20 protein-coding genes and 1 pseudogene are annotated in these 24,242 nt (G+C 73.7%); 17 read left to right on the top strand and 4 right to left on the bottom strand.

What is annotated here, in order from left to right; all coding sequences use genetic code 11:
* The 4 genes and pseudogenes from ABD236_RS29915 to ABD236_RS29900 form a co-directional block, all read left to right on the top strand.
* Window positions 1–145, top strand: a pseudogene (locus tag ABD236_RS29915) (flavodoxin-dependent (E)-4-hydroxy-3-methylbut-2-enyl-diphosphate synthase); the annotation flags it as partial.
* Between the two features lie 408 nt (window positions 146–553).
* Window positions 554–1,396 (top strand): GNAT family N-acetyltransferase, encoded by an 843-nt coding sequence (locus ABD236_RS29910; protein ID WP_344079039.1) that lies wholly within the window; start codon window positions 554–556, stop codon window positions 1,394–1,396.
* 40 nt (window positions 1,397–1,436) lie between these two features.
* Entirely contained in the window at window positions 1,437–2,003 is a 567-nt protein-coding gene (locus ABD236_RS29905) for a GNAT family N-acetyltransferase (protein WP_344079034.1), read from the top strand.
* Window positions 2,004–2,075: 72 nt separating this feature from the next.
* Window positions 2,076–3,776, top strand: a complete 1,701-nt coding sequence (locus tag ABD236_RS29900) for a proline--tRNA ligase (RefSeq protein ID WP_344079032.1) — start codon at window positions 2,076–2,078, stop codon at window positions 3,774–3,776.
* Window positions 3,777–4,227: 451 nt separating this feature from the next.
* On the opposite strand, the gene ABD236_RS29895 is transcribed toward ABD236_RS29900, so the two are convergent.
* Genes ABD236_RS29895 through ABD236_RS29885 form a run of 3 tightly spaced genes read right to left on the bottom strand, consistent with a single transcriptional unit; the run spans window position 4,228 to window position 6,129 of the window.
* Window positions 4,228–5,160 carry an aminoglycoside phosphotransferase family protein gene (locus ABD236_RS29895; RefSeq protein ID WP_344079029.1) on the bottom strand — a complete coding sequence of 311 codons (933 nt, stop codon included), beginning with the start codon at window positions 5,158–5,160 and terminating at the stop codon, window positions 4,228–4,230.
* Window positions 5,161–5,182: 22 nt separating this feature from the next.
* Window positions 5,183–5,611 (bottom strand): ferritin-like domain-containing protein, encoded by a 429-nt coding sequence (locus ABD236_RS29890; protein ID WP_344079027.1) that lies wholly within the window; start codon window positions 5,609–5,611, stop codon window positions 5,183–5,185.
* Window positions 5,611–6,129: a hypothetical protein gene (locus tag ABD236_RS29885; protein ID WP_344079025.1), complete on the bottom strand. Its 519-nt coding sequence runs from the start codon at window positions 6,127–6,129 to the stop codon at window positions 5,611–5,613. The genes ABD236_RS29890 and ABD236_RS29885 overlap by 1 nt, the downstream gene beginning before the upstream one ends.
* A 168-nt stretch (window positions 6,130–6,297) precedes the next feature.
* Here ABD236_RS29885 and rimP point away from each other — a divergent pair, with 168 nt between their 5' ends.
* From rimP to ABD236_RS29820, 13 genes are all read left to right on the top strand, one after another.
* A complete protein-coding gene (gene rimP / locus ABD236_RS29880) occupies window positions 6,298–6,795 on the top strand; it encodes a ribosome maturation factor RimP (RefSeq protein WP_344079022.1) in 498 nt (165 codons plus the stop codon).
* Between the two features lie 2 nt (window positions 6,796–6,797).
* Window positions 6,798–7,790: a transcription termination factor NusA gene (nusA, locus tag ABD236_RS29875; RefSeq protein WP_344079020.1), complete on the top strand. Its 993-nt coding sequence runs from the start codon at window positions 6,798–6,800 to the stop codon at window positions 7,788–7,790.
* Between the two features lie 131 nt (window positions 7,791–7,921).
* A complete protein-coding gene (locus ABD236_RS29870; protein WP_344079018.1) occupies window positions 7,922–8,200 on the top strand; it encodes a YlxR family protein in 279 nt (92 codons plus the stop codon).
* Window positions 8,201–8,348: 148 nt separating this feature from the next.
* Window positions 8,349–11,456, top strand: coding sequence for a translation initiation factor IF-2 (infB, locus tag ABD236_RS29865; protein WP_344079016.1), 3,108 nt, complete (start codon window positions 8,349–8,351; stop codon window positions 11,454–11,456).
* Between the two features lie 139 nt (window positions 11,457–11,595).
* A complete protein-coding gene (locus ABD236_RS29860) occupies window positions 11,596–11,889 on the top strand; it encodes a DUF503 domain-containing protein (protein WP_344079014.1) in 294 nt (97 codons plus the stop codon).
* 39 nt (window positions 11,890–11,928) lie between these two features.
* Window positions 11,929–12,381 (top strand): 30S ribosome-binding factor RbfA, encoded by a 453-nt coding sequence (rbfA, locus tag ABD236_RS29855; protein WP_067164900.1) that lies wholly within the window; start codon window positions 11,929–11,931, stop codon window positions 12,379–12,381.
* Window positions 12,378–13,280, top strand: coding sequence for a tRNA pseudouridine(55) synthase TruB (truB, locus tag ABD236_RS29850; protein ID WP_344079011.1), 903 nt, complete (start codon window positions 12,378–12,380; stop codon window positions 13,278–13,280). The genes rbfA and truB overlap by 4 nt, the downstream gene beginning before the upstream one ends.
* A 178-nt stretch (window positions 13,281–13,458) precedes the next feature.
* Window positions 13,459–17,229 (top strand): trypsin-like peptidase domain-containing protein, encoded by a 3,771-nt coding sequence (locus ABD236_RS29845; protein ID WP_344079008.1) that lies wholly within the window; start codon window positions 13,459–13,461, stop codon window positions 17,227–17,229.
* A 63-nt stretch (window positions 17,230–17,292) separates the two neighbouring features.
* Window positions 17,293–18,252, top strand: a complete 960-nt coding sequence (locus ABD236_RS29840) for a bifunctional riboflavin kinase/FAD synthetase (protein ID WP_344079006.1) — start codon at window positions 17,293–17,295, stop codon at window positions 18,250–18,252.
* 128 nt (window positions 18,253–18,380) lie between these two features.
* A complete protein-coding gene (locus tag ABD236_RS29835) occupies window positions 18,381–18,776 on the top strand; it encodes an SAV_915 family protein (RefSeq protein ID WP_344079004.1) in 396 nt (131 codons plus the stop codon).
* Window positions 18,773–19,063, top strand: a complete 291-nt coding sequence (locus ABD236_RS29830) for a DUF6317 family protein (RefSeq protein WP_344079002.1) — start codon at window positions 18,773–18,775, stop codon at window positions 19,061–19,063. Before ABD236_RS29835 ends, ABD236_RS29830 begins: the two co-directional genes overlap by 4 nt.
* 10 nt (window positions 19,064–19,073) lie before the next feature.
* Window positions 19,074–20,393, top strand: a complete 1,320-nt coding sequence (locus tag ABD236_RS29825; protein ID WP_344079000.1) for a WXG100 family type VII secretion target — start codon at window positions 19,074–19,076, stop codon at window positions 20,391–20,393.
* Window positions 20,394–20,505: 112 nt separating this feature from the next.
* Window positions 20,506–20,889, top strand: coding sequence for a hypothetical protein (locus tag ABD236_RS29820; RefSeq protein WP_344078998.1), 384 nt, complete (start codon window positions 20,506–20,508; stop codon window positions 20,887–20,889).
* A gap of 192 nt (window positions 20,890–21,081) precedes the next feature.
* On the opposite strand, the gene ABD236_RS29815 is transcribed toward ABD236_RS29820, so the two are convergent.
* Complete coding sequence (locus tag ABD236_RS29815) at window positions 21,082–24,129, bottom strand: SCO5717 family growth-regulating ATPase (RefSeq protein WP_344078996.1); 3,048 nt, start codon at window positions 24,127–24,129, stop codon at window positions 21,082–21,084.
* Window positions 24,130–24,242: the final 113 nt, after the last annotated feature.

Raw genomic sequence — 24,242 nt, 5'->3', positions numbered from 1 at the left:
GATCTTCGTGAAGGGCGAGGTCATCAAGACGGTGCCCGAGTCGAAGATCGTCGAGACGCTGATCGAGGAAGCGATGAAGATTGCGGAGCAGATGGAGAAGGCGGGCGTGACGTCGGGCGAGCCGCAGGTGTCTGTGGCGGGCTGATTTCCCCCCACCCCGCCCCTTCCCTAAACCCTCCGGGGGTGGGTGGGGCCGGGCCCCCGGGCCCCGTGCGGCATTTCGCTGCGCGTTTGCCTGCGGCCCGGTGGCGGGCTGGTCGCGCAGTTCCCCGCGCCCCTTAGGTAGGTAGGGCCGCAGCCGGAGACCTCAGCTAAGCCACCGGTGCTTTTAGGGGCGCGGGGAACTGCGCGAGAAGAGGCCACGACCCGCAGACGAAAGCGGGGTTAGGGGCGCGGGGAACTGCGCGACCAGCCACCCACCGACCCGCAGACAAAGGCCGGGCCAAAAGAGGGGCGGCCGCAGACGAGGGCCGGGGCAAAGCGGTCGCCGCGGACGGGCGCTCGGCCGGGTACAGTGCGGAGATCAGCAGACCGTATGGTGAGGCCCCACGTGTTGACGCAGACCACCACCCGGGTCCTCGAACCCGGCGACCTCGGCGCGGCGCTCGCCGTCCTGGAGAGCGATCCGGTCGCCAACGCCTTCGTGGCCTCGCGCGTCCAGGTCGCCGGCCTCGACCCCTGGCGGCTCGGCGGCGAGATGTGGGGCTGGTACGCCGACGGCAAGCTCCGCTCGCTCTGCTACTCCGGCGCCAACCTCGTCCCCATCTGCGCCACCCCCGAAGCCGTCCGCGCCTTCGCCGACCGCGCCCGCCGCACCGGCCGCCGCTGCTCCTCCATCGTCGGCCCGGCCGAGCCGACCGCCCAGCTCTGGAAGCTCCTGGAGCCGCACTGGGGCCCGGCCCGCGACGTCCGCCCGCACCAGCCGCTGATGGTCACCGAGCGCATGCCGGAGGGGATAGACCCCGACCCGTACGTCCGCAGGATCCGCAAGGACGAGATGGACGTGATCATGCCCGCCTGCGTGGCCATGTTCACCGAGGAGGTCGGCGTCTCGCCGATGGCGGGTGACGGCGGGCTGCTCTACCAGGCCCGCGTCGCCGAACTCGTCGGCTCCGGCCGCTCCTTCGCCCGCGTCGAGGACGGCAAGGTCGTCTTCAAGGCCGAGATCGGCGCGGCCACCGCGCGCGCCTGCCAGATCCAGGGGGTCTGGGTCGCCCCCGAGCACCGGGGCCGGGGCCTGTCGGTCACCGGCATGGCCGCCGTGCTGCGCTACGCGCTCGCCGACGTGGCCCCCGTGGTCAGCCTCTATGTGAACGACTTCAACACCGCCGCCCGCGCCTGCTACCGCCGCGTCGGCTTCCGGGAGACCGGGGCGTTCATGAGCGTGCTCTTCTGACAGTCTCTCCGGACGGCCCCCGGACAGTAGGGTGCGGACCATGGCACCTTCCTTTGGAGCCGGTCCCCGGACCCCCGAGGTGACGGTCGGACCGCTCGACCTCGCCGCCCGCGTGGACGAGGCCCTCGCCGTGCAGGCGGTCGCCTTCGGGCTCAGCGCGGAGGAGGTCGGCGTGCGCCGCCACATCGTGCTGCGCCACCTCGCCTGCCCCGGCGCACGCGCCCTCGGCGCCACCACCCCTGACGGACGGCTCGTCGGCTTCGTGTACGGGATGCCCAACGACCGCGCGCACTGGTGGTCCACGGTCGTCGAGCCGTATCTGCGCCACAACGGCACCGACGCCTGGCTGGACGACTCCTTCGTGATCACCGAGCTCCACGTCCACCCCACCCACCAGGGCCGGGGCGTCGGCCGCGAGCTCATCACCAGGATCACCGACAGCGCGACCGAGCCGAGGTCGATCCTCTCCGCCATCGACACCGAGAGCCCGGCACGGGCGCTCTACCGCGCGCTGGGCTATCTCGACCTCGCCGGCCAGGTCCACTTCCCGAGCGCGGCGAGGCCGTACGCGGTGATGGGCGCGCACCTGCCGCTGCGGCGGCCGTAAACCGATTTCCACGCGCGCGTGGCGCGCGGATAACCTCCTGGCACCACCCGTGTACGTACAGGAGAGTTCCCCATGGCAGCCGCCCAGGTCCAGCGCATGTCCCGTCTGATGGTCAAGACACTGCGCGACGACCCGGCGGACGCGGAGACGCTCAGCCACAAGCTGCTGGTCCGCGCCGGATACGTCCGGCGCAACGCGGCCGGCATCTGGACCTGGCTGCCGCTCGGCAAGAAGGTCCTGGACAACATCTCCCAGATCATCCGCGAGGAGATGGACGCCATCGGCGCCCAGGAGGTGCTGCTCCCGGCGCTGCTGCCCAAGGAGGCGTACGAGGCGAGCGGCCGCTGGGACGAGTACGGCGACCTGCTGTTCCGGCTCAAGGACCGCAAGGGCGGCGACTACCTCCTCGGGCCCACCCACGAGGAGATCTTCACCCAGACCGTCAAGGACCAGTGCACGTCCTACAAGGACCTGCCGGTGATGCTCTACCAGATCCAGACCAAGTACCGGGACGAGGCGCGGCCGCGCTCCGGGGTGCTGCGCGGGCGCGAGTTCCAGATGAAGGACTCGTACTCGTTCGACACCACGGACGAGGGCCTGGCCGAGTCGTACGCGCTGCACCGCGAGGCCTACCGGAAGATCTTCGCCCGGCTCGGCCTCGACTACCGGATCGTCTCGGCGGTCTCGGGGGCGATGGGCGGCTCGGCGTCGGAGGAGTTCCTGGCCCCGGCCGCCGCCGGTGAGGACACCTTCGTGGACTGCCCGGCGTGCGAGTACGCGGCGAACACGGAGGCGGTGACCTTCGTGGCGGCGCCCGTGGACGCGTCCGGGGCCGGTCCGGTGGAGGAGCTGGACACGCCCGACACCCCCACCATCGAGTCCCTGGCGGCCCACCTGGGCGTCCCGGCCTCCGCCACCCTGAAGAACCTCCTGGTCAAGGTGGACGGCGAGATCGTGGCGGTCGGCGTGCCCGGCGACCGCGAGGTGGACCTGGGCAAGCTGGGCGAGCACCTCGCGCCGGCGGTGGTGGAGCTGGTGACGGCGGAGGACTTCGCGGACCGGCCCGATCTCGTACGGGGCTACGTCGGCCCGCAGGGCCTGGACAAGGTCCGCTACATCGCCGACCCCCGGGTCGCGCCGGGGACGGCGTGGGTGACCGGTGCCAACAAGGCGGACACGCACGCGCGGAACGTGGTGTGCGGGCGGGACTTCTCGGTCGACGACTACCTCGACGTGGTCGTCGTCGAGGAGGGCGACCCGTGCCCCGCGTGCGGCGCGGGCCTGAAGCTCGACCGGGCGATCGAGATCGGGCACATCTTCCAGCTGGGGCGGAAGTACGCGGACACGTTCCAGCTCGACGTGCTGGGCCAGCAGGGCAAGCCGGTCCGGGTGACGATGGGTTCGTACGGGATCGGCGTCTCGCGCGCCGTCGCCGCGCTGGCCGAGCAGACGGCCGACGCGCAGGGCCTGTGCTGGCCCGCGGAGGTCGCGCCGGCGGATGTGCACGTGGTGGCGGCGGGCAAGGCGCTCCAGACGGAGGTGGCGCTGGAGGCGGCGTCGCTGCTGTCCTCGGCGGGGCTGCGGGTCCTGGTGGACGACCGGGCCGGGGTGTCGCCGGGCGTCAAGTTCACGGACGCGGAGCTTCTGGGCGTGCCGCGGATCCTGGTCGTCGGGCGGCGGGCCGGGGAGGGCGTGGTCGAGCTGAAGGACCGGCGGACGGGTGAGCGGGAGGAACTGCCCCTGGAGGAGGCGGTGTCGCGCTTGCGCGGCTGAGTCCCTCGTTCCGGGGGCTCCGCCCCCGGATTTCCCCCCGTTCGCGCCCCTGACCCGCCCGGCTTTCGTCTGCGGCTGCGTGGGTGGCTGGTCGCGCAGTTCCCCGCGCCCCTAACCCCGCTTTCGTCTGCGGCCCGGTGGCCTCTTCTCGCGCCGTTCCCCGCGCCCCTAAAAGCGCCTGTGGCTGAGCTCGGGTCTCCGGCTGCGGCCGACTACCTAAGGGGCGCGGGGAACTGCGCGAGAAGAGGCCACTGCCCGCAGACGAACGAGGTTTTTCAGGGGCGCGGGGAACTGCGCGAGCAACCCACCACGCACCCGCAGACGAAGGCCGGGCGGATCAGGGGCGCGGGGAACTGCGCGACCAGCCACCCACCGACCCGCAGACGAAGGCCGGGCCAAAACGGGGGCGTGAGCGACCCGCCACGCAGCCGCAGACGAGGGCCGGGGCCGGCTACAGCCACGTCGCGAACTCCAGCAGGAGCTCCGCCTCCTCCGTGCGGCCCGCCGCCCGCGCGCGGAGGCCGGACTCGACCGCCCGGAACAGGGTCCAGCCGTGCAGCCGCGCGGGGTCGACATCCAGCGCGTCCGCGAGCTTGTTCACCCGGCGGCGCGCCACCGACGCCCCGCTGGGCGCCGCGATCAGGTCCTCCACGCGGTCGCGGACCAACCGGGCCAGGTCGTAGGCCCGTTCACCCACCACCGGCTCCGGCCCCACCGTCAGCCACGGCGCGCGCTCCGCCGAAAGCACCTTGCTCTGGCGGAAGTTGCCGTGCAGGAGGAGTTCCTCCGAAGCGGAAGCGGTCAGGTGGTCGCGGGCCTCCAGGGCCGCCGCGGCCAATGGCGCCAGCTCGGGCGGCAACTCGCCCCGCATCGGCACCGATTGGCGCTCCGTGCGCGCCGCCACCGACTCGAAGGCGTGGGCCGCGGGCGGCTCCACCCACAGGCGCCGCAGCGTCCCCGCCGCCTCCAGCAGCGCCTTCGCCTCCGGCAGGGAGCGCAGGGACACCTCGGGGTGCAGGCGCTCCAGCAGAAGGGCGGAGGCGGCGTCCGGGGGCAGGAGCCGCGCCGCGTCCGAGCTCGTGTCCGGGGGCAGGAGCTGCGCCGCGCCCCAGCCGGCCCAGTGCCGCAGCGCGTCCCGCTCCAGCTCCGGCCGTGCCTCGGCGGGCGCCAGCTTCAGGGCCGCCGCGGTGCCGTCCTGCCGCCATACGAGCAGGACCAGGCTGCTGCGGCCGCCGGGCGCCTGCACCCGGTCCACCGTGAGGCCGAGCCCCGTCACCGCCGCCTCCGCGAGCTCCGGCAGCTGCCCGAGCCGGCGCGCCGCGACGGCGTCCCCGTACGTCTCGCCGAGCGCGCGGACCAGCCGCTCAGGCGGTTCGAAAGCCATACGTGCGTCGTCCCTTGGTCAGCTAGCCGGTCGGGCCCGGACGTTCGGCGAGCCCCGGAAAGGCTACGCTGCCGCCCCGCCACCTCCCCGCCCGCACCGCCGCCTCCCGCAGCGCGGCCGCCGCCTCCCGGCGCAGCGCGCCCCGGGCCGCCCGGACCAGGTCGGAGTAGACCCCCGCCACCCGGTCCTCCAGCTCGGCCGCCAGCCGTACCGCGGCCGCCGCGTCCGGCACCGGGAACGGCAGCGCGTAAGCGGCCGCCGACGCCACCGGCACCCCGCCCAGATCCCGCACGGTCCGGGTGAGCGCGTCGCGGCGGGCGCGGTGGGCGGCGTACGCCTCCCGGGCCTCGGCGCCGCGTGGCTCGGCGACCCGGCCGCCCAGCACCCCGTACCCGTACACCGCCGCGTGCTCCGCCGCGAGCGCGGCCTGGGCCGCTTCCAGGGCGGACATCAGCCGCCCTCCCGCCGGGTCAGCAGATACGCGTGCACCGCGCCCGCCGCCGCGACCGAGGCCAGCAGCCGGGCGAGTTCGGGGGGCGCGTCGGTGAGCGCCGCCGTATGGGCGTCCGAGACCTGGCGCGCCGTCGCCGCCAGCTCGCGCAGCGCCTCGGTCGGGTCGTCCGGCACGGGGGAGGAGGGCGGAGCGGATGGGCGCGGGTGGTCAGCCGCGAGGGCCGTCGTGTGCCGCGCCGCCTCCTCGCGCAGCGGGGCGAGCCGGTCCCGTACCGCCGGATGACGCAGCGCCACCGCCTCGTACCGGTCGCGCAGCGAGGCGCTCGCCGCCGAGGTCCGCAGCCGCAGGGCCGTCTCGGCCCGGGCCGCCCGCGCGCGGGCCCGCTCGGCCGCGACGCGCTCGGCGTCCGGCGCGCCGGAGTCCTCCGTACAGGCGGCGAGGAGGCCGGTCGCGGCGGCCGCGCCGGTCGCCGCCAGGGCGGCTCTGCGCGAGGGCGCGGTCCTGGTCACCGGCACGTCTGTCTCCCCTGTGGGCTCCGGGCCCGGGGGCCGCCACGTGATCACCGCAGGCGAGCGTACCCGCGCCCCGCTCCGGGTGGACGGCAACACCCCCCGGGACCGGATACCCTTTGATTCGACACGCGACGAACCCACAACAGCACACGCGGCCGAGGAGTCACCCGGATGAGCACGACCCAGAGCGAGAGGCTGCGCGGACTGCTGGAACCGCTCGTCAGCGCCAAGGACCTCGATCTCGAGGAGATCGAGGTGTCCAAGGCCGGGCGCCGCCGCATGCTGCGGATCGTCGTGGACTCCGACGAGGGCGTGGAGCTGGACACCTGTGCCGAGCTGAGCCGTGCCGTCTCCGACGCGCTCGACGAGAGCGACGTGATGGGTGACGAGGAGTACGTCCTCGAAGTCACCTCCCCCGGCGCCGAGCGCCCCCTCTCCGAGCCGCGCCACTACGTGCGCGCCACCGGGCGGCTCGCCCGGCTGACGCCGACCGAGGGCGGCGAGCTGGTCGCCCGCATCCTGGGCGTCGACGACGAGGGCGTGGACCTGGAGGTGCCGGGTGTGAAGGGCCGCAAGGCCACCGCCCGCCGCCTCGCGTTCTCCGAGATCGCCAAGGCGCGTGTCGAGATCGAGTTCAACCGCAAGGACAAGAAGGAAGAGGAGGCGTAGCCATGGACATCGACATGAGTGCCCTGCGGGGTTTGGTACGGGAGAAGGAGATCTCCTTCGACCTGCTGGTCGAGGCCATCGAGTCGGCCCTCCTCATCGCCTACCACCGCACCGAGGGAAGCTTCCGCCGCGCGCGCGTGCAGCTCGACCGCGAGAACGGTCATGTGACCGTGTGGGCGAAGGAAGACCCGGCCGACCTGGAAGAGGGCCAGGAGGCCAAGGAGTTCGACGACACCCCGACCGGTTTCGGCCGGATCGCGGCCACCACCGCCAAGCAGGTCATCCTCCAGCGTCTGCGCGACGCCGAGGACGACCTCACCTTCGGTGAGTTCGCCGGGCGCGAGGGTGACGTGATCACCGGTGTCGTGCAGCAGGGCAAGGACCCCAAGAACGTCCTGGTCGACATCGGCAAGCTGGAGGCCATCCTGCCGGTGCAGGAGCAGGTCCCGGGCGAGGAGTACACCCACGGACTGCGCCTTCGTACGTACGTCGTACGGGTGGCGAAGGGCGTGCGCGGTCCCTCGGTGACGCTCTCGCGCACCCACCCCAACCTGGTGAAGAAGCTCTTCGCCCTGGAGGTGCCGGAGATCGCGGACGGCTCGGTGGAGATCTCCGCCATCGCCCGCGAGGCCGGCCACCGCACCAAGATCGCGGTGCGCTCGACCCGCAGCGGCCTCAACGCCAAGGGCGCCTGCATCGGCCCGATGGGCGGCCGGGTGCGCAACGTCATGGCCGAGCTGCACGGCGAGAAGATCGACATCGTCGACTGGTCGGACGACCCGGCCGAGATGGTGGCCAACGCGCTCTCCCCGGCCCGGGTCTCCCGGGTCGAGGTGGTGGACCTCGCGGCCCGCTCCGCGCGGGTGACCGTGCCCGACTACCAGCTCTCGCTGGCGATCGGCAAGGAGGGCCAGAACGCCCGGCTCGCCGCGCGGCTCACCGGCTGGCGCATCGACATCCGGCCGGACACGGAGCAGCCGTCCGAGCAGGACTGAACAGTCGGCCGCGGGGTCCGGGAATAGTGCCGGGCCCCGCTGCCGTTGCCGTCATGGCGATCTTTTAGGACAACGGCCGTTCGATTTTTGCCCCAAAGGGGTGAGGTCGGTACGGGGAGGTAGACTTAAACGTGTCTGGCCGGACGCATGCCCGCGCATGCCCTGAGCGCACCTGTGTGGGGTGCCGGGAGCGAGCGGCCAAGACCGATTTGCTGCGCATCGTGGAGGTCGAGGGCGCTTGCGTCCCCGATCCTCGCGGTACGCTGCCCGGCCGGGGTGCGTACGTTCACCCCGCCTCGGTCTGTCTCGACCTGGCGGTCCGCCGCCGGGCGCTCTCCCGGGCCTTCAAGGTCAAGGAGCAGCTGGACAGCGAGGCCGTGCGTCAGCACGTCGAGCAGGCAGCACCGTAAGAAGAAGTACGGCACGGAACCCCGTGCGGTCAGGTACCTCGCGAGTTGGAAGTAGGTCGAGATTGCGATGAGCACTCGATGAGTACGCGATGAGTACGCCCATGAAGTAGCGACGGTCCGGCGGTAACCCGGACCTAAAAGGAGCGAAGTGGCTAAGGTCCGGGTATACGAACTCGCCAAGGAGTTCGGGGTTGAGAGCAAGGTCGTCATGGCCAAGCTCCAAGAACTCGGTGAATTCGTCCGTTCGGCGTCCTCGACGATCGAGGCGCCGGTTGTACGTAAGCTGACCGACGCTTTGCAGGGGCCCGGTGGCAACGCCGGCAAGTCCGCTGCCAAGCCGAGCGCGCCCCGCAAGGCGGCGCCTGCCAAGCCCGCTGCGCCCTCCCCGGCGCAGGCGGCACGTCCCGCTGCCCCCAAGCCCGGCGCCCCGGCCCCCAAGCCGGCCGCCGCCGAGGCCCCCAAGAGCAGCACCCCCGCCGCGGCGCCGGCCCCCGGCCCGCGTCCGGGTCCCAAGCCCGCGCCGGCCAAGCCCGCCCCGGCGGCTCCGGTCCCCGCGGCCGAGTTCTCGGCTCCGGCGGCCCAGGCCCCCGCGCCGCAGCAGCAGGCCCCGCGTCCCGCGGGTGCCACCCCCGGCCCGCGTCCGGCCGCCCGTCCCGCCGCCTCCGGCGGTCAGGGCGAGCGCCGCGACGAGCGTCAGGGCGGCGAGCGCCAGGGTGCCCGTCCGGGTGCCCCGCGCCCGCAGGGCCAGGGCGCCCCGCGACCGGGCGGTGCCCGTCCCGCGGGTCCGCGTCCCGGCAACAACCCCTTCACCTCCGGCGGCTCCACCGGCATGGCGCGCCCGCAGGCGCCCCGTCCCGGCGGCGGCGCCCCGCGTCCCGGCGGTGCCGGTGCCCCCGGTGGCGCCCCGCGTCCGCAGGGTGGCCCCGGTGGCGCTCCGCGTCCGCAGGGCCAGGGTGCTCCGCGTCCGACCCCGGGCGGGATGCCCCGTCCGCAGGGCGGCGCCCCGCGTCCGGGCGGTGCTCCGGGCGGTAACCGTCCCAACCCCGGCATGATGCCGCAGCGTCCCGCTGCGGGTCCGCGTCCCGGCGGCGGCCCCGGCGGCCGTGGTCCCGGTGGCCCCGGTGGCCGTCCGGGCGGCGCCGGCCGTCCCGCGGGCGGCGGCTTCGCCGGCCGTCCGGCCGGTCCCGGCGGCGGCGGTCGTCCCGGTGGCGGCGGTGGCTTCGGCGGCCGTCCCGGCGGTGGCGGCGGCGCTCCCGGTGGTGGCGGCGGCTTCGGTGGTGGGCGTCCCGGCTTCGCCGGTCGTCCCGGCGGCCCCGGTGGCCGTGGCGGCACGCAGGGTGCCTTCGGCCGTCCCGGCGGGCCCGCCCGTCGTGGCCGCAAGTCGAAGCGTCAGAGGCGCCAGGAGTACGAGGCCATGCAGGCCCCGTCGGTCGGCGGCGTGATGCTGCCCCGCGGCAACGGCGAGACCGTTCGCCTGTCGCGCGGTGCGTCCCTCACCGACTTCGCGGAGAAGATCAACGCCAACCCGGCGTCGCTGGTCGCGGTCATGATGAACCTCGGCGAGATGGTCACTGCCACGCAGTCCGTCTCCGACGAGACCCTCCAGCTCCTCGCGGGCGAGATGAACTACGAGGTTCAGATCGTCAGCCCGGAGGAGGAGGACCGCGAGCTGCTCGAGTCCTTCGACATCGAGTTCGGCGAGGACGAGGGCGGCGAGGAGTACCTCGTGGCGCGTCCGCCGGTCGTCACCGTCATGGGTCACGTCGACCACGGAAAGACCCGACTGCTCGACGCGATCCGCAAGACGAACGTCGTGGCGGGCGAGGCCGGTGGCATCACCCAGCACATCGGTGCCTACCAGGTCGGTACCGAGGTCAACGGCGAAGAGCGCAAGATCACCTTCATCGACACCCCCGGTCACGAGGCGTTCACCGCCATGCGTGCCCGTGGTGCCAAGTCGACCGACATCGCGATCCTCGTGGTCGCGGCCAACGACGGCGTCATGCCGCAGACGATCGAGGCGCTCAACCACGCCAAGGCCGCCGGCGTCCCGATCGTCGTCGCGGTCAACAAGATCGACGTCGAGGGTGCGGACCCGGTCAAGGTCCGCGGTCAGCTGACCGAGTTCGGTCTGGTGGCCGAGGAGTACGGCGGCGACACCATGTTCGTCGACATCTCCGCCAAGCAGGGTCTGCACATCGACTCCCTGCTGGAGGCCGTCGTCCTCACCGCCGACGCCTCGCTCGACCTGCGGGCCAACCCGGAGCAGGACGCGCAGGGCATCGCGATCGAGGCGCACCTCGACCGTGGCCGCGGCGCCGTCGCCACCGTCCTCGTCCAGCGCGGTACCCTCCGCGTCGGCGACACGATGGTCGCCGGTGACGCCTACGGCCGAGTCCGCGCCATGCTCGACGACAAGGGCGAGAACGTGGAAGAGGCGGGTCCGTCGACCCCGGTCCTCGTCCTCGGTCTCACCAACGTCCCGGGCGCCGGCGACAACTTCCTGGTGGTCGACGAGGACCGTACGGCCCGTCAGATCGCCGAGAAGCGCGCCGCCCGCGAGCGCAACGCGGCCTTCGCCAAGCGCACCCGCCGGGTGTCCCTCGAGGACCTCGACAAGGTGCTCAAGGCCGGTCTGGTCCAGGACCTCAACATCATCATCAAGGGCGACGCGTCCGGTGCGGTCGAGGCTCTCGAGTCCTCGCTGCTCCAGCTCGACGTCGGTGAAGAGGTCGACATCCGCATCCTGCACCGCGGTGTGGGTGCGGTCACCGAGTCCGACATCGACCTGGCGATGGGCTCCGACGCCATCGTCATCGGCTACAACGTCCGTGCGGCCGGCCGTGCCGCGCAGATGGCGGAGCGCGAGGGCGTCGACGTCCGGTACTACTCGGTGATCTACCAGGCCATCGAGGAGATCGAGGCGGCCCTGAAGGGCATGCTGAAGCCGGAGTACGAGGAGGTCGAGCTCGGCACCGCGGAGATCCGCGAGGTCTTCCGCTCGTCCAAGCTCGGCAACATCGCGGGTGTGCTCATCCGCTCCGGCGAGGTCAAGCGGAACACGAAGGCCCGCCTCCTCCGGGACGGCAAGGTCATCGCGGAGAACCTCAACATCGAGGGTCTGCGCCGCTTCAAGGACGACGTCACCGAGATCCGCGAAGGCTTCGAGGGTGGTATCAACCTCGGAAACTTCAACGACATCAAGATCGACGACGTCATCGCGACGTACGAGATGCGCGAGAAGCCGCGCGGCTGATCGTCGTATCGCGTTCGGGGCCGGTCGGCGGAAGATATTTCCGTCGATCGGCCCCGGCCGTTGCGTGTACGGTTCTGGTGTCCCCGCCAAGTCGTTGGTGGGGCCACCTACCCCGGACCGGCGGGATATCCGGACACTTATGTATGTGGGGACACTGTCCTTCGATCTGCTTCTCGGCGACGTACGGTCGCTGAAGGAAAAACGCTCCGTCGTCCGGCCGATCGTGGCCGAGCTCCAGCGCAAGTACGCGGTGAGCGCGGCGGAGGTCGGCGGCCAGGACCTCCATCGCAGGGCCGAGATCGGCCTGGCGGTGGTGTCCGGCGACACGGGGCACCTCACAGACGTACTGGACCGGTGCGAGCGTTTGGTCGCCGCCCGGCCGGAGGTGGAGCTGCTGTCGGTGCGACGCAGGCTCCACAGTGACGAAGACTGAAACCTGAGCTCGAAGCAAGGCAAAGAAGGAGAAGGACCAGTGGCCGACAACGCGCGGGCGAAGAAGCTGGCGGACCTCATCCGGGAGGTGGTCGCCCAGAAGCTGCAGCGCGGCATCAAGGACCCGCGCCTCGGTACGCATGTGACCATCACGGACACCAGGGTCACCGGCGACCTGCGGGAGGCCACGGTCTTCTACACGGTCTACGGCGACGACGAGGACCGGGCCAGCGCGGCCGCCGGGCTGGAGAGCGCCAAGGGCATCCTGCGCTCCGCGGTCGGCGCCGCCGCCGGCACCAAGTTCACGCCGACCCTGACGTTCGTGGCGGACGCCCTCCCGGAGAACGCCAAGACGATCGAGGACCTGCTCGACAAGGCGCGGGCCTCCGACGCCGCGGTGCGCGAGGTCTCCTCGGGCGCCAAGTACGCCGGCGACGCCGACCCGTACAAGAAGCCCGGTGACGAGGACGACGAGGGTACCGCCGCCGAATGAGCCAGAACCGGACGCCGGACGGGCTTGTCATCGTGGACAAGCCGTCCGGCTTCACTTCGCACGACGTCGTGGCCAAGATGCGCGGGATCGCCAGGACCCGCCGGGTCGGCCACGCGGGCACGCTCGACCCGATGGCGACGGGCGTGCTCGTCCTGGGCGTCGAGCGGGCCACCAAGCTGCTCGGGCACCTCGCTCTGACCGAGAAGGAGTACCTCGGTACGATCCGCCTCGGCCAGGACACCGTCACCGACGACGCGGAGGGCGAGATCACCTCGTCCACCGACGCCTCGAAGGTGACCCGCGAGGGCATCGACGCCGGTGTCGCGGCGCTGACCGGCGCCATCATGCAGGTCCCGTCGAAGGTCTCGGCCATCAAGATCGACGGCAAGCGCTCCTACGCGCGCGTGCGCGGCGGCGAGGACTTCGAGATCCCGGCCCGGCCGGTGACCGTCTCCTCGTTCCGCGTCTACGACGTGCGCGAGGCGGTGGCCGAGGACGGCACCCCCGTCGTCGACCTGGTCGTCTCGGTGGTCTGCTCCTCGGGTACGTACATCCGCGCCCTCGCCCGTGACCTGGGCGCCGGGCTCGGCGTCGGCGGGCATCTGACGGCGCTGCGGCGCACCCGGGTCGGCCCCTACGGCCTGGACGCGGCGCGCACGCTCGACCAGCTCCAGGAGGAGCTGACGGTGATGCCCGTCGCCGAGGCCGCGGCCGCCGCCTTCGCTCGTTGGGACGTCGACGAGCGCCGCGCCGGGCTGCTCCTGAACGGGGTGCGCCTGGACATGCCCGAGGTGTACGAGAGCGGCAAGCCGGTCGCCGTCTACGGCCCCGGGGAGAAGCTGCTCGCGCTGGTGGAGAGCCAGCGCGGCAAGGCGAAGAGCCTGGCGGTGTTCGGCTAGGCGTGTCCCGGCCGGGACCCGTCCCGGGATCTCAAACGTGTGGCGGGCTCCTTGCGAGCCCGCCACCGGTGTTTTCACCCCCGCGGGCAGGCGCTCGTAGTGAAAGAGGGGTGCACTGGGGGGCGCTTTCGCCGCGCGTTCTTCTCGGGCGGATCATCCCAGAACTACCGTTTCGGACATGGGACGCGGGGACGGTGACGGGGGCCGGGAGACGCTGGTACGGATCTGCGATCTGGCGGGACGTACCCGGGGCACCGGCTTCGTCGCCGACGACCGCGGCACCGTGGTCACCAGCCACGAGGTGGTGGACGGGCTCACCAGGGTGGTGCTGCACGCGCCCGGCGAGCGCACCTGCCTCGCCGAGGCCGACGCCGTCACCCCGCTGCCGGAGGCCGATCTCGCGCTGGTGCGCACCGAGGGGCTGGACGTGCGGCCGCTGCCGGTGGCCGCCCGGGAGTCGGTCACGGCGGGCACATATGTACGCATCGCCGCGCACGGCTGGCGCGAGGCGCGGGTGCTCGGCGAGTCGCCCGTCACCTACACCGCCACCGACCGCTTCCATCTGCTGGGCTGCGCGCTGGAGTTGGCGATCGGCACCGAGGGCGCCGACGCGCTGCGGCTCGGCGGCGAGGCGGCGGGCGGGCCGGTCCTGGACGCGGCGACGGGCGCGGTGCTCGGGGTGCTCGGCACCGCCCTGCACGCGGCGCACCGCGCGGCCGGGTTCGCGGTGCCGCTGCGCCCCGACCGGGGCCCGCTCCAGGAGCTGCTGCGGCGCAACGCGGCGACCGTGCCCGCGTACGGCGAGGATCTGAACCTGGCGGGCGCGCTCCAGCTCACCGCGACCTCGGTCGGCTCGGCGGGCGGACCCGGCGAGCGCCAGGACCCGGTCGAACGGCGTCTGACCGTACGGCACTTCACGGACTTCGCGGCCGGCACCGCCCGGGTGCTCGGCCTGGTCGGGGACCCCGGCACCGGCCGCACCACCGAGCTGGCCGCCCTCGCCGCCCGCCGCGCCCGGGGCGCCGAGCCCGCCCCCACGGTGTGGCTGCGCGGCGCGGACCTGCGCGCGGGCGACTCCTCGGTGGCCGACGCCGTGGCGCGGGCGCTGCGCCAGGCGGGCCGGATCGTGGCGGCCGCCGGGGCGCCCGGCGACATGGAGTGCGCCACCCCCGACCGGGTGGCCCGGCTCGCCTTCGAGGCGGGGCGCCCGCTGCTCGTCCTGCTGGACGGGCCCGAGGAGATGCCGCCCGTCCTCGCGTACCGGCTGGCCGAGTGGACGGCCGGGACGGCGGCGTGGCTGCGGGCGGCCGGGGCGAGGCTCGTGGTCGCCTGCCGCCCCGAGCACTGGGAGCAGGCCGGGGCGCTCTACCCGCCGGACGCGCTGCACCCGGCCGAGGCGGCCCGGCTGCCGCACGCCGTGCGCATCGGCGACCTCTCCCGCAAGGAGGCCGCCCGGGCCCGCGAGCGCTACGGCATCCCGGAGGGGGCGCTCGCGGAGGGGGCCGGGCGCCATCCGCTGACCCTGCGGCTGCTCTCCGAGGTGCGGGACGCGCTGCCGGGGGAGGTGCCGGGGCGGCCCGGGCGCGAGGACGTCTTCGCCGCCCATCTGGATCTGATGTGTCTGCGCATCGCGGTACGGCTGGCGGCCGCCCGGCGCCCCCCGCTGCGCGGCACGGCGGTGCGGCGGCTGGCCGCGCGGGTCGCGGGCCGCGTCCACGAGGCGGCCCGGCGCTGTCTGGGCCCGGGCCAGGGCGAGCTGGACCGCGAGAACTTCGAGGAGATCTTCCCCTGGCGCACCGGCTGGGCCTCGGCCGTCCTCACCGAGGGCCTGCTGGTCCCGGCGGGCTCCGGCTACCGCTTCGCCCACGAGGAGCTGGCCGACTGGCTCCAGGCCGCCCACCTCGACCTGGACGCGGCCCTGCACGCCCTGGTCCACCGCTGGTGCGAGGACGCGCCCGCCGCCGAGGACCGCGCCCCGGCCCGGCTGCCCTCCCGCCCGGGCACCAGCGGCCCGGACGGTGACGGCACGGCGTACGTACCGCCACCGCCGGGTTCGCGGGGCGCGGGGGGTGCGGGACCGGACGCTGCCGCGCCGCCGGATGCCACCGGGGCGCCGCCACGGGTCGTTCCCGACCAGCGCCGCTCCCCCCGCCGCGAGGACGGCAGGCGGGGGAAGAGGTTCCGGCCGGGTCCGCCGCCGCCCGCGCCCGGGGCGGAGCCCGCGCCCCCGCGGGACGAGCCGCGCACCCTGCCCGTGCCCCGGCACCGCGTCGGCCCGGTCCTCCAGGCCCTGCTGCTGCTCGACCGCGAGCACGGCGCCGACCGGCTCGCGCCCCGGCTGGAGAAGCTGGTCGACGCGCTCGACCGGCTGGTGGCGGCCGGGCCCGGGACGGGCGAGCCGGACCGGACGGACGACGCCGGCTGGTGGGCCGTGCACCTGCTCGCGCAGACGCTGCTGAGGGTGCCCGAGCCCCGCCCGTATCTGCGGGTGCTGCGGGTGCTCGCGGACCGGATCAGCGAGCGGTCGGTGAGCGCGGGCGGGCCGGAACACCTGGGGGTGCTGGGCGCGTTCGGGCCGTGGTTCTGGCAGCGGCTGCGGATCGGCGACGACCGCCGCATCGAGCTGATGCGGCGCCTGGTGCCCGCCGACGGGGCACCGGGCGCGGCGCCGGAGTGGGAGCGGTACCTGGACGCCGTGGACCGGCGGCTCGCGGCCGAGCCCCGGAGCGTACAGCCGCTGCTGTGCCGGTGGTTCACCGACGAGCGGCCGCTGCCCGCGCCGCCGGGCAGCGAGATGCGCCCGACGGTGGCCGGGGCCGCGCAGGCGCTGCTCTACGCCCGCCGCTCGCTGGCCATCGACGACCTCACCGAGGCGCTGGTCGCCACCGCGCACGCGCGCGCCGACGAACTGCTGGCCGCGCTCGCCGAGGACGAGCCGTCCGCGCTCTGCCGGGCCGTGGACCGCTGGGCGCACGACGACCGGCCCGAGCGCCGGGTGGCGGCCGCCGCGTACGGGCCGCGCGTCGCGCCGTACGTCACCACCGGCGCCGACCGCGACCTGCTGCGCTACGCCGCGCTCGCCCTGCTCGCCCGGTCCGCCGACACCCCGCTGCACGGCGCCGCGCTCGGGCTGCTCGTCCGCGACCCGCGCACCCGCGCCCGCTACCTCGACAAGACGCTCGCCCGGTACGCGGGCGGCGACCCGCGGCTGCCCGCCACCGCGCTCATCGCCGCCCTCGCCACCCACCCCGAGCCGGTGCTCGCCGCCTTCCAGGCGCGCCTGGAGCAGCCGGGCGACGGCGCGGCCGAGGTGCTGGAGGCGCTCGCCGAGATCAACACGCCCGCGCTCGCCCGCCGCGCGGCCGCACTCGTCCGCGGCTACGCGGACCGCCACCCCGAGGGCGCCGCCCACACCGCCGCGTTCGTAGAGCGCCGCCTGGAGTACGGACCGGCGGCCCGCGCCGTGCTCTTCCCGCTGGTCACCTCCGTACTGCGCGGATGTTCCCCCCAGCTGCGCCGGGCGCTCGCGCCGGTGCTCGCCGCCCCCGGCAGCCGCACCTCGCGCCCCCTGCGCGCCGAGCTCCTGGACGTACTCCTCGAGTACGAGCGGTACGAGTCGCGGGACCCGGCGGTCCTGCACGCCCTGCTGAGGGCCGCGGCGCTGGGCGCCGACGCGCGCCCCGAGGCCCGCACCCGCGACCTCGTCCACCGCACCGGGCTGCTACTGACCCGGACTCCCGAAGGGGCCTCCTGCTTCGACCGGCGGGTCGTCGAGCTGGCCAGGGAAGTACCGGAATTCGCCGTTCAGGTGGCGGGCTGGCTGCTCCAGGCGCCGCACGAGTGGTCGGCCGTGATCGGCCCGAGCGCCCGCCGCACGGTCGAGACACTTGCGGTGCCCATGCCGATGAGGGCCGAGCCCGCCGGGCATGGCAGTCTTAGACCTGTGTGAGAGGTCGACTCTCACGTACACGGGTTCGGATTTCGGGCGAGTTTCGGGCGAGGAGCGGTCACAGTGCAGCGCTGGCGTGGCTTGGAGGACATTCCCCAGGACTGGGGACGCAGCGTCGTCACCATCGGCTCCTACGACGGGGTGCACCGCGGTCATCAGGTGATCATCGGGCGGGCCGTGGAGCGCGCCCGTGAGCTGGGCATCCCCTCGGTCGTGGTGACCTTCGACCCGCACCCCAGCGAGGTCGTGCGCCCCGGCAGCCACCCGCCGCTGCTCGCCCCGCACCACCGGCGCGCCGAGCTGATGGCGGACCTCGGTGTGGACGCGCTGCTGATCCTCCCGTTCACCAGCGAGTTCTCCAAGCTGTCGCCGGCCGAGTTCGTGGTCAAGGCGCTGGTCGACAAGCTGCACGCGCGCGTGGTCGTGGAGGGCCCCAACTTCCGCTTCGGCCACAAGGCGGCCGGGAACGTGGCGTTCCTCGCCGAGCTGGGCGAGACGTACGACTACGAGGTGGACGTCATCGACCTCTTCGTCAGCGGCGAGGCGGGCGGCGGGCAGCCGTTCTCCTCGACCCTGACCCGGCGCCTGGTCGCCGAGGGCGACGTGGCGGGCGCCGCCGAGATCCTGGGCCGCCCGCACCGGGTCGAGGGCGTCGTGGTGCGCGGCGCGCAGCGCGGCCGCGAGCTGGGCTACCCGACCGCGAACGTGGAGACCCTGCCGCACACCGCGATCCCCGCGGACGGCGTCTACGCCGGCTGGCTCACCGCGGACGGCGAGCGGATGCCCGCCGCGATCTCGGTCGGCACCAACCCGCAGTTCGACGGCACCGAGCGCACGGTCGAGGCGTACGCGATCGACCGCGTCGGGCTCGATCTGTACGGGCTGCACGTCGCCGTCGACTTCCTCGCCTACGTCCGCGGCCAGGAGAAGTTCGAGTCGATCGAGGCGCTGCTCGAAGCGATCGCCCGCGATGTGAAGCGCTCGACGGAACTGATCGAGGCGGACGAGGCGCGCGGCGCCTAGGACCGGTCAAACGCTGGTCAACCAGCGACCAGAAACCGCCCAAGACCTGGCATCCATTGACCATGGGTGAAGGCTTTGGGCGGTTTTCGTCGTATTGACGGATCGCGGCGGCGCATAAGTTGAGACACGTGGCTGAACCACGAGTGTCCCGGATCCTCGGCATCGTCGGCGTCGACGTGGCCAAGAGCGCGCAACCAGGCGTCCCGCCGTACCACACGCCGGTCTTCGTCCCGGCCCACCCGCGCTATCCGGCCGGGGGCGCCGCCCCGCGCGTCGACTTCGAACTGCTGCGGCCGCCCTCGGGACCACCGGTCCCGGTGGCCTTCAGCACCGTGGCGAAGCTGGTCGAGGCGCTGGGCCCGATGCAGCCCTGGATCGCCCTGTCCCTCGGCCCGTTCGCGGAGGCGATGCGCGAGGCCCGGCTGCCGAAGGTGCGCCTCGACCCGGAGGTGGCGCCGGGCGGCCGCAGATGGCGGCCTGAGGACCTGGAGCGTACGTACGGAGAGAGCGGGGCAGGGGCATGAGCGCCGATGTGAAGGTCATCCTGGGCGACCTCGACTCGATGGCGTCCACCTTCCACAAGGAAGCCGGTGTCTACCGGGGCATGCACGCCAACGTGAAGCCCGCGGTGGCCGGTTCGGGCGACCCCGGGTGCGACGCGGCGATCAAGTCGATGGCCGACCTGATAGCGGGCCTGCACGACAAGCTGGCGGACCGGCTCGACGACAACAGCGACAAGGTGAAGTACGCGCACGACTCGATGCAGCGCAACGACATCGACGTGCACGGCCTCTTCGAAGACCTGATGTGAAGGGCGCGCGGTGAGCGACAGCTGGGTGGGCGGGGACATCGGCGGCATCCGCGCGATGGGCGACGCCTACAAGAACGCCAAGCACGACCTCGAATCGATCGTGAAGCCGCTCGGCACGGTCGTCGAGCAACTGGCCAAGGACGCGGCCTGGGAGGGCGAGGCGGCCGAGTCGTTCCGCGCCAAGTGGAGCGAGGACGCGCTCACCGCGGGCGGTTTCGCGGAGCTGGTCCACGCGACCAGCGAGATCCTCACGGACCTGGCCGACCACCTCTCCTCGGCCGAGAGCGCGCTCCAGAACGCCGAGGACGTGGCCGTGAAGGCGGGCGTCCCCATGGGCCCCAAGGGCGTACCCGGCCAGCTGATGACCAACAACCCGCCCAGCGCCACCGAGCAGAAGGCGATCGACGCGCTCCACGACTACGGGACCGTACGCGACGAGATCCTGCACACCGCCCAGCAGGCCCGCCTCGACGCGGCCGAGGCGCTGAACAAGCTGTACGAGGAGGACACCTCCAAGGTGTCGCCCGGGGACAAGGTCACCATCGCCGACTATCTGCGCGGCCTGTACGCGTACGACTCCGAGCGCACCCGGGTCAAGGGCCATGACGCCGCCGACAAGCTGGACGCCGCCAAGAAGGAGGCGGACGAGGCGAAGAAGGACCTGCGGGCCGAGCGCAAGGACTGGCAGAAGCAGGGCAGGACCCTCCCCAAGGACTCCCCGGCCAGGCTCGCCTACAAGGACGCGCTCACCAAGCTCGACAGCCTGGAGACCGACATCGCCCGCGCCGAGCACGGCAGCTCGGCGCTGCCCTACGACCACGCGCTCAACGTGAAGGTCGTGGACGCGGCGGACGCGCTGCGGCTGGGCAAGGGCCTGGAGAAGCTCCCCGACTTCCTCAAGGAGATCCCGGTCGTCGACGTCGCCGCGGCCAGTGTCTGCGGCCTTTTGGAGGCGAAGGACGACCACGACAAGGGCTGGTCGTGGACGCATTCGGTGGTGGTGGACGGGGGTGCGGCGCTGGGAGGCCTCGCGGCGGGCGCGGCAGCCACCGCGGCCGGGGTGGCCCTGGCGGCGAGCGCGGAGGTCACCGTGCCGGTGGCGGTGGTCGCCGGGGTCGGTGGCGCGGTCGTCATCGGCGCGACCGACCTGCTCGACGAGGCGTTCCACGAGCACTGGAGCGAGGACATCCACGACCACGGCGTCATCGGCGGACTCTGGCACGGCAGCGGCAATGTCCTGTCGGACACCGGCAAGGACATCGAGCGGCTCGGGGACGACGCGGCGGACCTGGGGAAGAAGGCGTGGAATGGTTTCAAGGGTCTCTTCTGAGCGAGCGGCCCCGGCCCCGGCCAAGTTGCCCATGCTGGGCAGGAGTTGGTACCGGCGGGGCGCGGGTTACTGGGCGCGCAGGATCGCGCTGGGAGCCTTCGTGCTCTTGGTCATGAGCGTGATGCTGGCCGTGCTGCTCATCGCCTTCGGCGATACGGTGAACGGCCTCCCCGGCGTGTGGCCGCTCCTCCTGTGGACCGCCATGGCGGCGCTGTGCCTCGGCTCGGCGGCCTGGGGCTGGATCCGGGCCCGGCGCCAGATGCGGGAGAAGCTGGCGCAGGTGGCTTCACCGGAGGAGTCCTGGAGGGCCCACCGCACCGGCCAGCGCGAGGTCGGCACCGCCCTCAGCAGCCCCTGGCGAGCCCTGGTCCTGCTGGCACTCCCGTTCCTGGCCCCCCTGTTCGCCTGGCTGCTGGGCACCTTGTGCGCGGCGACGTTCGTACGGGAGCTGCCGTCGGAGGTGGGCGCCCGGAGAGCACTGGCCGCGCATCGGTAGTACCTCGCCCCGTCCCCTTGAGGGGCGCGGGGAACTGCGCGAGAAGCGGCCACGGCCCGCAGACGAGTACGGGGTCAGGGGCGCGGGGAACTGCGCGACCAGCCGTCCACGGTCCGCAGACGAAAAAGAGGCTTACAGCCCGAGGGGCCCGTACCGTCGCCAAGACGGTACGGGCCCCTCGGTGTTGCCGGACTACTGCTGGGGCGGCTGCTGCCATCCCTGCGGGGGCTGCTGCCCGTACGGCTGAGGCGCCTGCGGGTGCGGGTACGGTTGCGGCTGCGGCTGCGGCTGCGGCTGCGGCTGCGGCTGAGCGGGGAACGGCTGCCCCGGGGCGGCCTGGCCGGGAACGCCCTGCCCGGGCACGGGCGGCGCGTACTGCCCCGGCATCGGCGGAGCCATGTGCGGCGGCGGATTGACCCCGTCCCCCGTCCACAGCCCCTGCTGCTGCTGAGCCCGTACGAAGTCCTCCGCCACCAGCGCCGACAGGTTGAAGTACGCCTCGCGCGTCTTCGGCCGCATCATGTCGAGGTCGACCTCCGCGCCCGCCGACAGATGCTCGTCGAACGGGACCACCACGACCCCGCGGCACCGCGTCTGGAAGTGCTGGACGATGTCGTCCACCTTGATCATCTTGCCGGTCTCGCGGACGCCGGAGATGACGGTGAGCGAGCGCTGGACGAGGTCGGCGTACCCGTGCGCGGAGAGCCAGTCCAGGGTCGTCGACGCGCTGGAGGCGCCGTCCACCGACGGGGTCGAGATGATGATCAACTGGTCCGCGAGGTCGAGGACGCCGCGCATCGCCGAGTACAGCAGACCCGTACCCGAGTCCGTGAGGATGATCGGGTACTGCTTGCCCAGGACGTCTATCGCCCGCCGGTAGTCCTCGTCGTTGAACGTCGTGGACACGGCCGGGTCGACGTCGTTGGCGATGATCTCCAGCCCGGACGGCGCCTGCGAGGTGAACCGGCGGATGTCCATGTACGAGTTGAGGTACGGGATCGCCTGGACCAGGTCGCGGATGGTCGCCCCGGTCTCGCGGCGCACCCGGCGGCCGAGCGTGCCGGCGTCGGGGTTGGCGTCGATCGCGAGGATCTTGTCCTGCCGCTCGGTGGCCAGCGTCGCGCCGAGCGCCGTCGTGGTCGTCGTCTTGCCGACGCCGCCCTTGAGGGAGATGACGGCGATCCGGTAGCACGAGAGCACGGGCGTACGGATGAGGTTGAGCTTCTGCTGCCGCTCGGCCTCCTCCTTCTTGCTGCCGAACTTGAAGCGCGAGGCGCCGCCCGGGTTGCGGCTGCTCTTCGCCTTCTGCTTGTTGTTGCGCAGCAACCGGTCGGAGGAGAGCTCCACGGCCGCGGTGTACCCGAGCGGCGCACCCGGTACGGAACGCTCGCGCTGGTCGTGCGCGACGGGGGAGGGCCACCCGGCCCCGGTCCGCGGGTCCACGGGCCCGGCGGGCGGCTGAGCCTGCGGCAACGGCTGGGCCTGCGACTGGGCCGGAGGCTGAGGCTGAGCCTGCGCGGGCGCCGGGGGCTGAGCCTGCTGCTGGGGGAAGCCGTAGCCGCCCTGGGGGGCGGGGGCGGGGGGCTGGGGCGCCTGCGGCGCGGCCGGGGCCTGGGCCTGGGCCGGGGTGGGCTGCGGGAACCCGTAACCACCCTGCGGGGCAGGGGAGTTGGGGTCGGCAGGCGGAGTCGGCGCGCCGGGCGTACTGGGCGTACTGGGCGTACCGGGCGTACCGGGCTGCGGGAACCCGTACGCACCCTGCGGGGCCGGGGTCGGAGCGCCCGGTGTGCCCGGCTGCGGGAACCCGTAACCGCCTTGCGGCGCCGGGGTGTTGGGGGCGGCCGGAGCCGGGGCAGGAGTCGGGGCCTGGCCGGGGGTCTGGGCGTTCGGTGTGCCGGGCTGCGGGAAGCCGTAACCGCCCTGCGGGCCCGGCGCGTTCGGCTGGGGTGCCGGGAAGCCGCCCTGCTGAGCCGTCGGCGGTACGGGCTGCGGAGCGCCCGGAACGCCCGGCGCACCCGGGATCGGCGGCTGGTCGCCCTGCGGCAGCGGCCACGCGGGCTGCCCAGCCTGCGGCTGCTGCGGCGCCGGCACCGGCCACTGCGGGGCAGCCGTGGGCGCGGCGGGCTGGTACGCGGGCGGCAACGGCGGCAGCCCGGCCTGCTGAGCGGGCTGCTGGGTCTGCGCGGCCCACGGCTGGTCGGCCGGGGCGACGGGAGCACCGGGCGAGCCCTGCGGCACAGCGTCCTGCGGGGCCGCGTCCGCCACGGCGGGCACGGCGTCGGCCGGTGCGGCCTCCGGGGCTGCCTGCGCGGCCACGGCGTCGACCGGCTCGGCCACCGGCGGTGCGGGAGCGGGAGCGGCGGGGGCCACCGGTGCGGCGGTGACGTAGTCCCCGGAGTCGTCGGGCTCGCTGGGGGCCCGGTCGGCGGGCGCCGGAGCGGGCGCGGCATCGGCGACGGGCGCCACCGGCGCCGCCTCACTCGGCTCAGCGACGGCGGTGGGCTCGGGCTGCCCCGCAACCGCGTCCGCCTCCGGCGCCGCGCCCTCGGCTCCACCCGGTACCGAGGCAGCAGCCTCGGCCTCGGCCTTGTCCGTACGGTCGGCACCGGCATCAGTCTCCGCAACGGCGTCCGGAGCAGCGCTCCCCGCGGCGGTCTCCTCCGTGACAGCCGCCTCGGCAGGCTCGGCAGACTCGTCCTCCGCGACAGGCGCGGGGGAGGCAGCGGCATCGGCCACGCCGGTGTCGGCCGCCGCACCCGTAGGCGCACCCGCCTCCGAGCCAGAGCCAGAGCCCGAGGCCGCCTCCGCCTCCGCCGCCTCGGACTTCGCCGCGTCCGCCGCCGCCAGCCGCTCCGCCAGCTCCCGCTTCAGCGAGCCCGGCGAGAACCGCATCGTCGCGCCGCTCTCGATGTCGCCGCCGCCGAACGGCTGCGGCTCGGCGGGCGTCTGCGCAGCGGCCGGCGCGGCCTCGGCTGGGGCGGGGCCCGGCGGCGGAGGCGTGGTCGTCCAGTTCGGCTGGAAGCCGCCGCTGGCGGGCAGGCCGGGCACCGCGACCGGCGGCCCGGCGGGCGGCGGGGGAGGCGGCGTCACCGCGTCCGTGCTCGCCGCCGCGTTCTGCGTGTACCAGGCGGGCGGGGTGTAGTCGATGGTGAACTCACCCGTGGGCTCGGGATCGGCGTCGGACCGATTCTCGTCGCGCGCGTTCCCGCCGGTGCGGAACTGGTCCTGATCGCTGTTCACCGGATTCCTTTCGTTCGCAGGCCGTCCCAGCCTAATCGCCGACAACACCGCACCGGCAGGCCCGGCCACCCCTCACCGACTGTCCCTTCCCTCACGACGTGCCCGTACGCTGC

This window comes from Streptomyces crystallinus (assembly GCF_039521265.1).
Lineage (GTDB): Bacteria > Actinomycetota > Actinomycetes > Streptomycetales > Streptomycetaceae > Streptomyces > Streptomyces crystallinus.
Note: the sequence above shows the minus strand (reverse complement) of the source record. Positions and strands in the feature narration are given on the sequence as shown.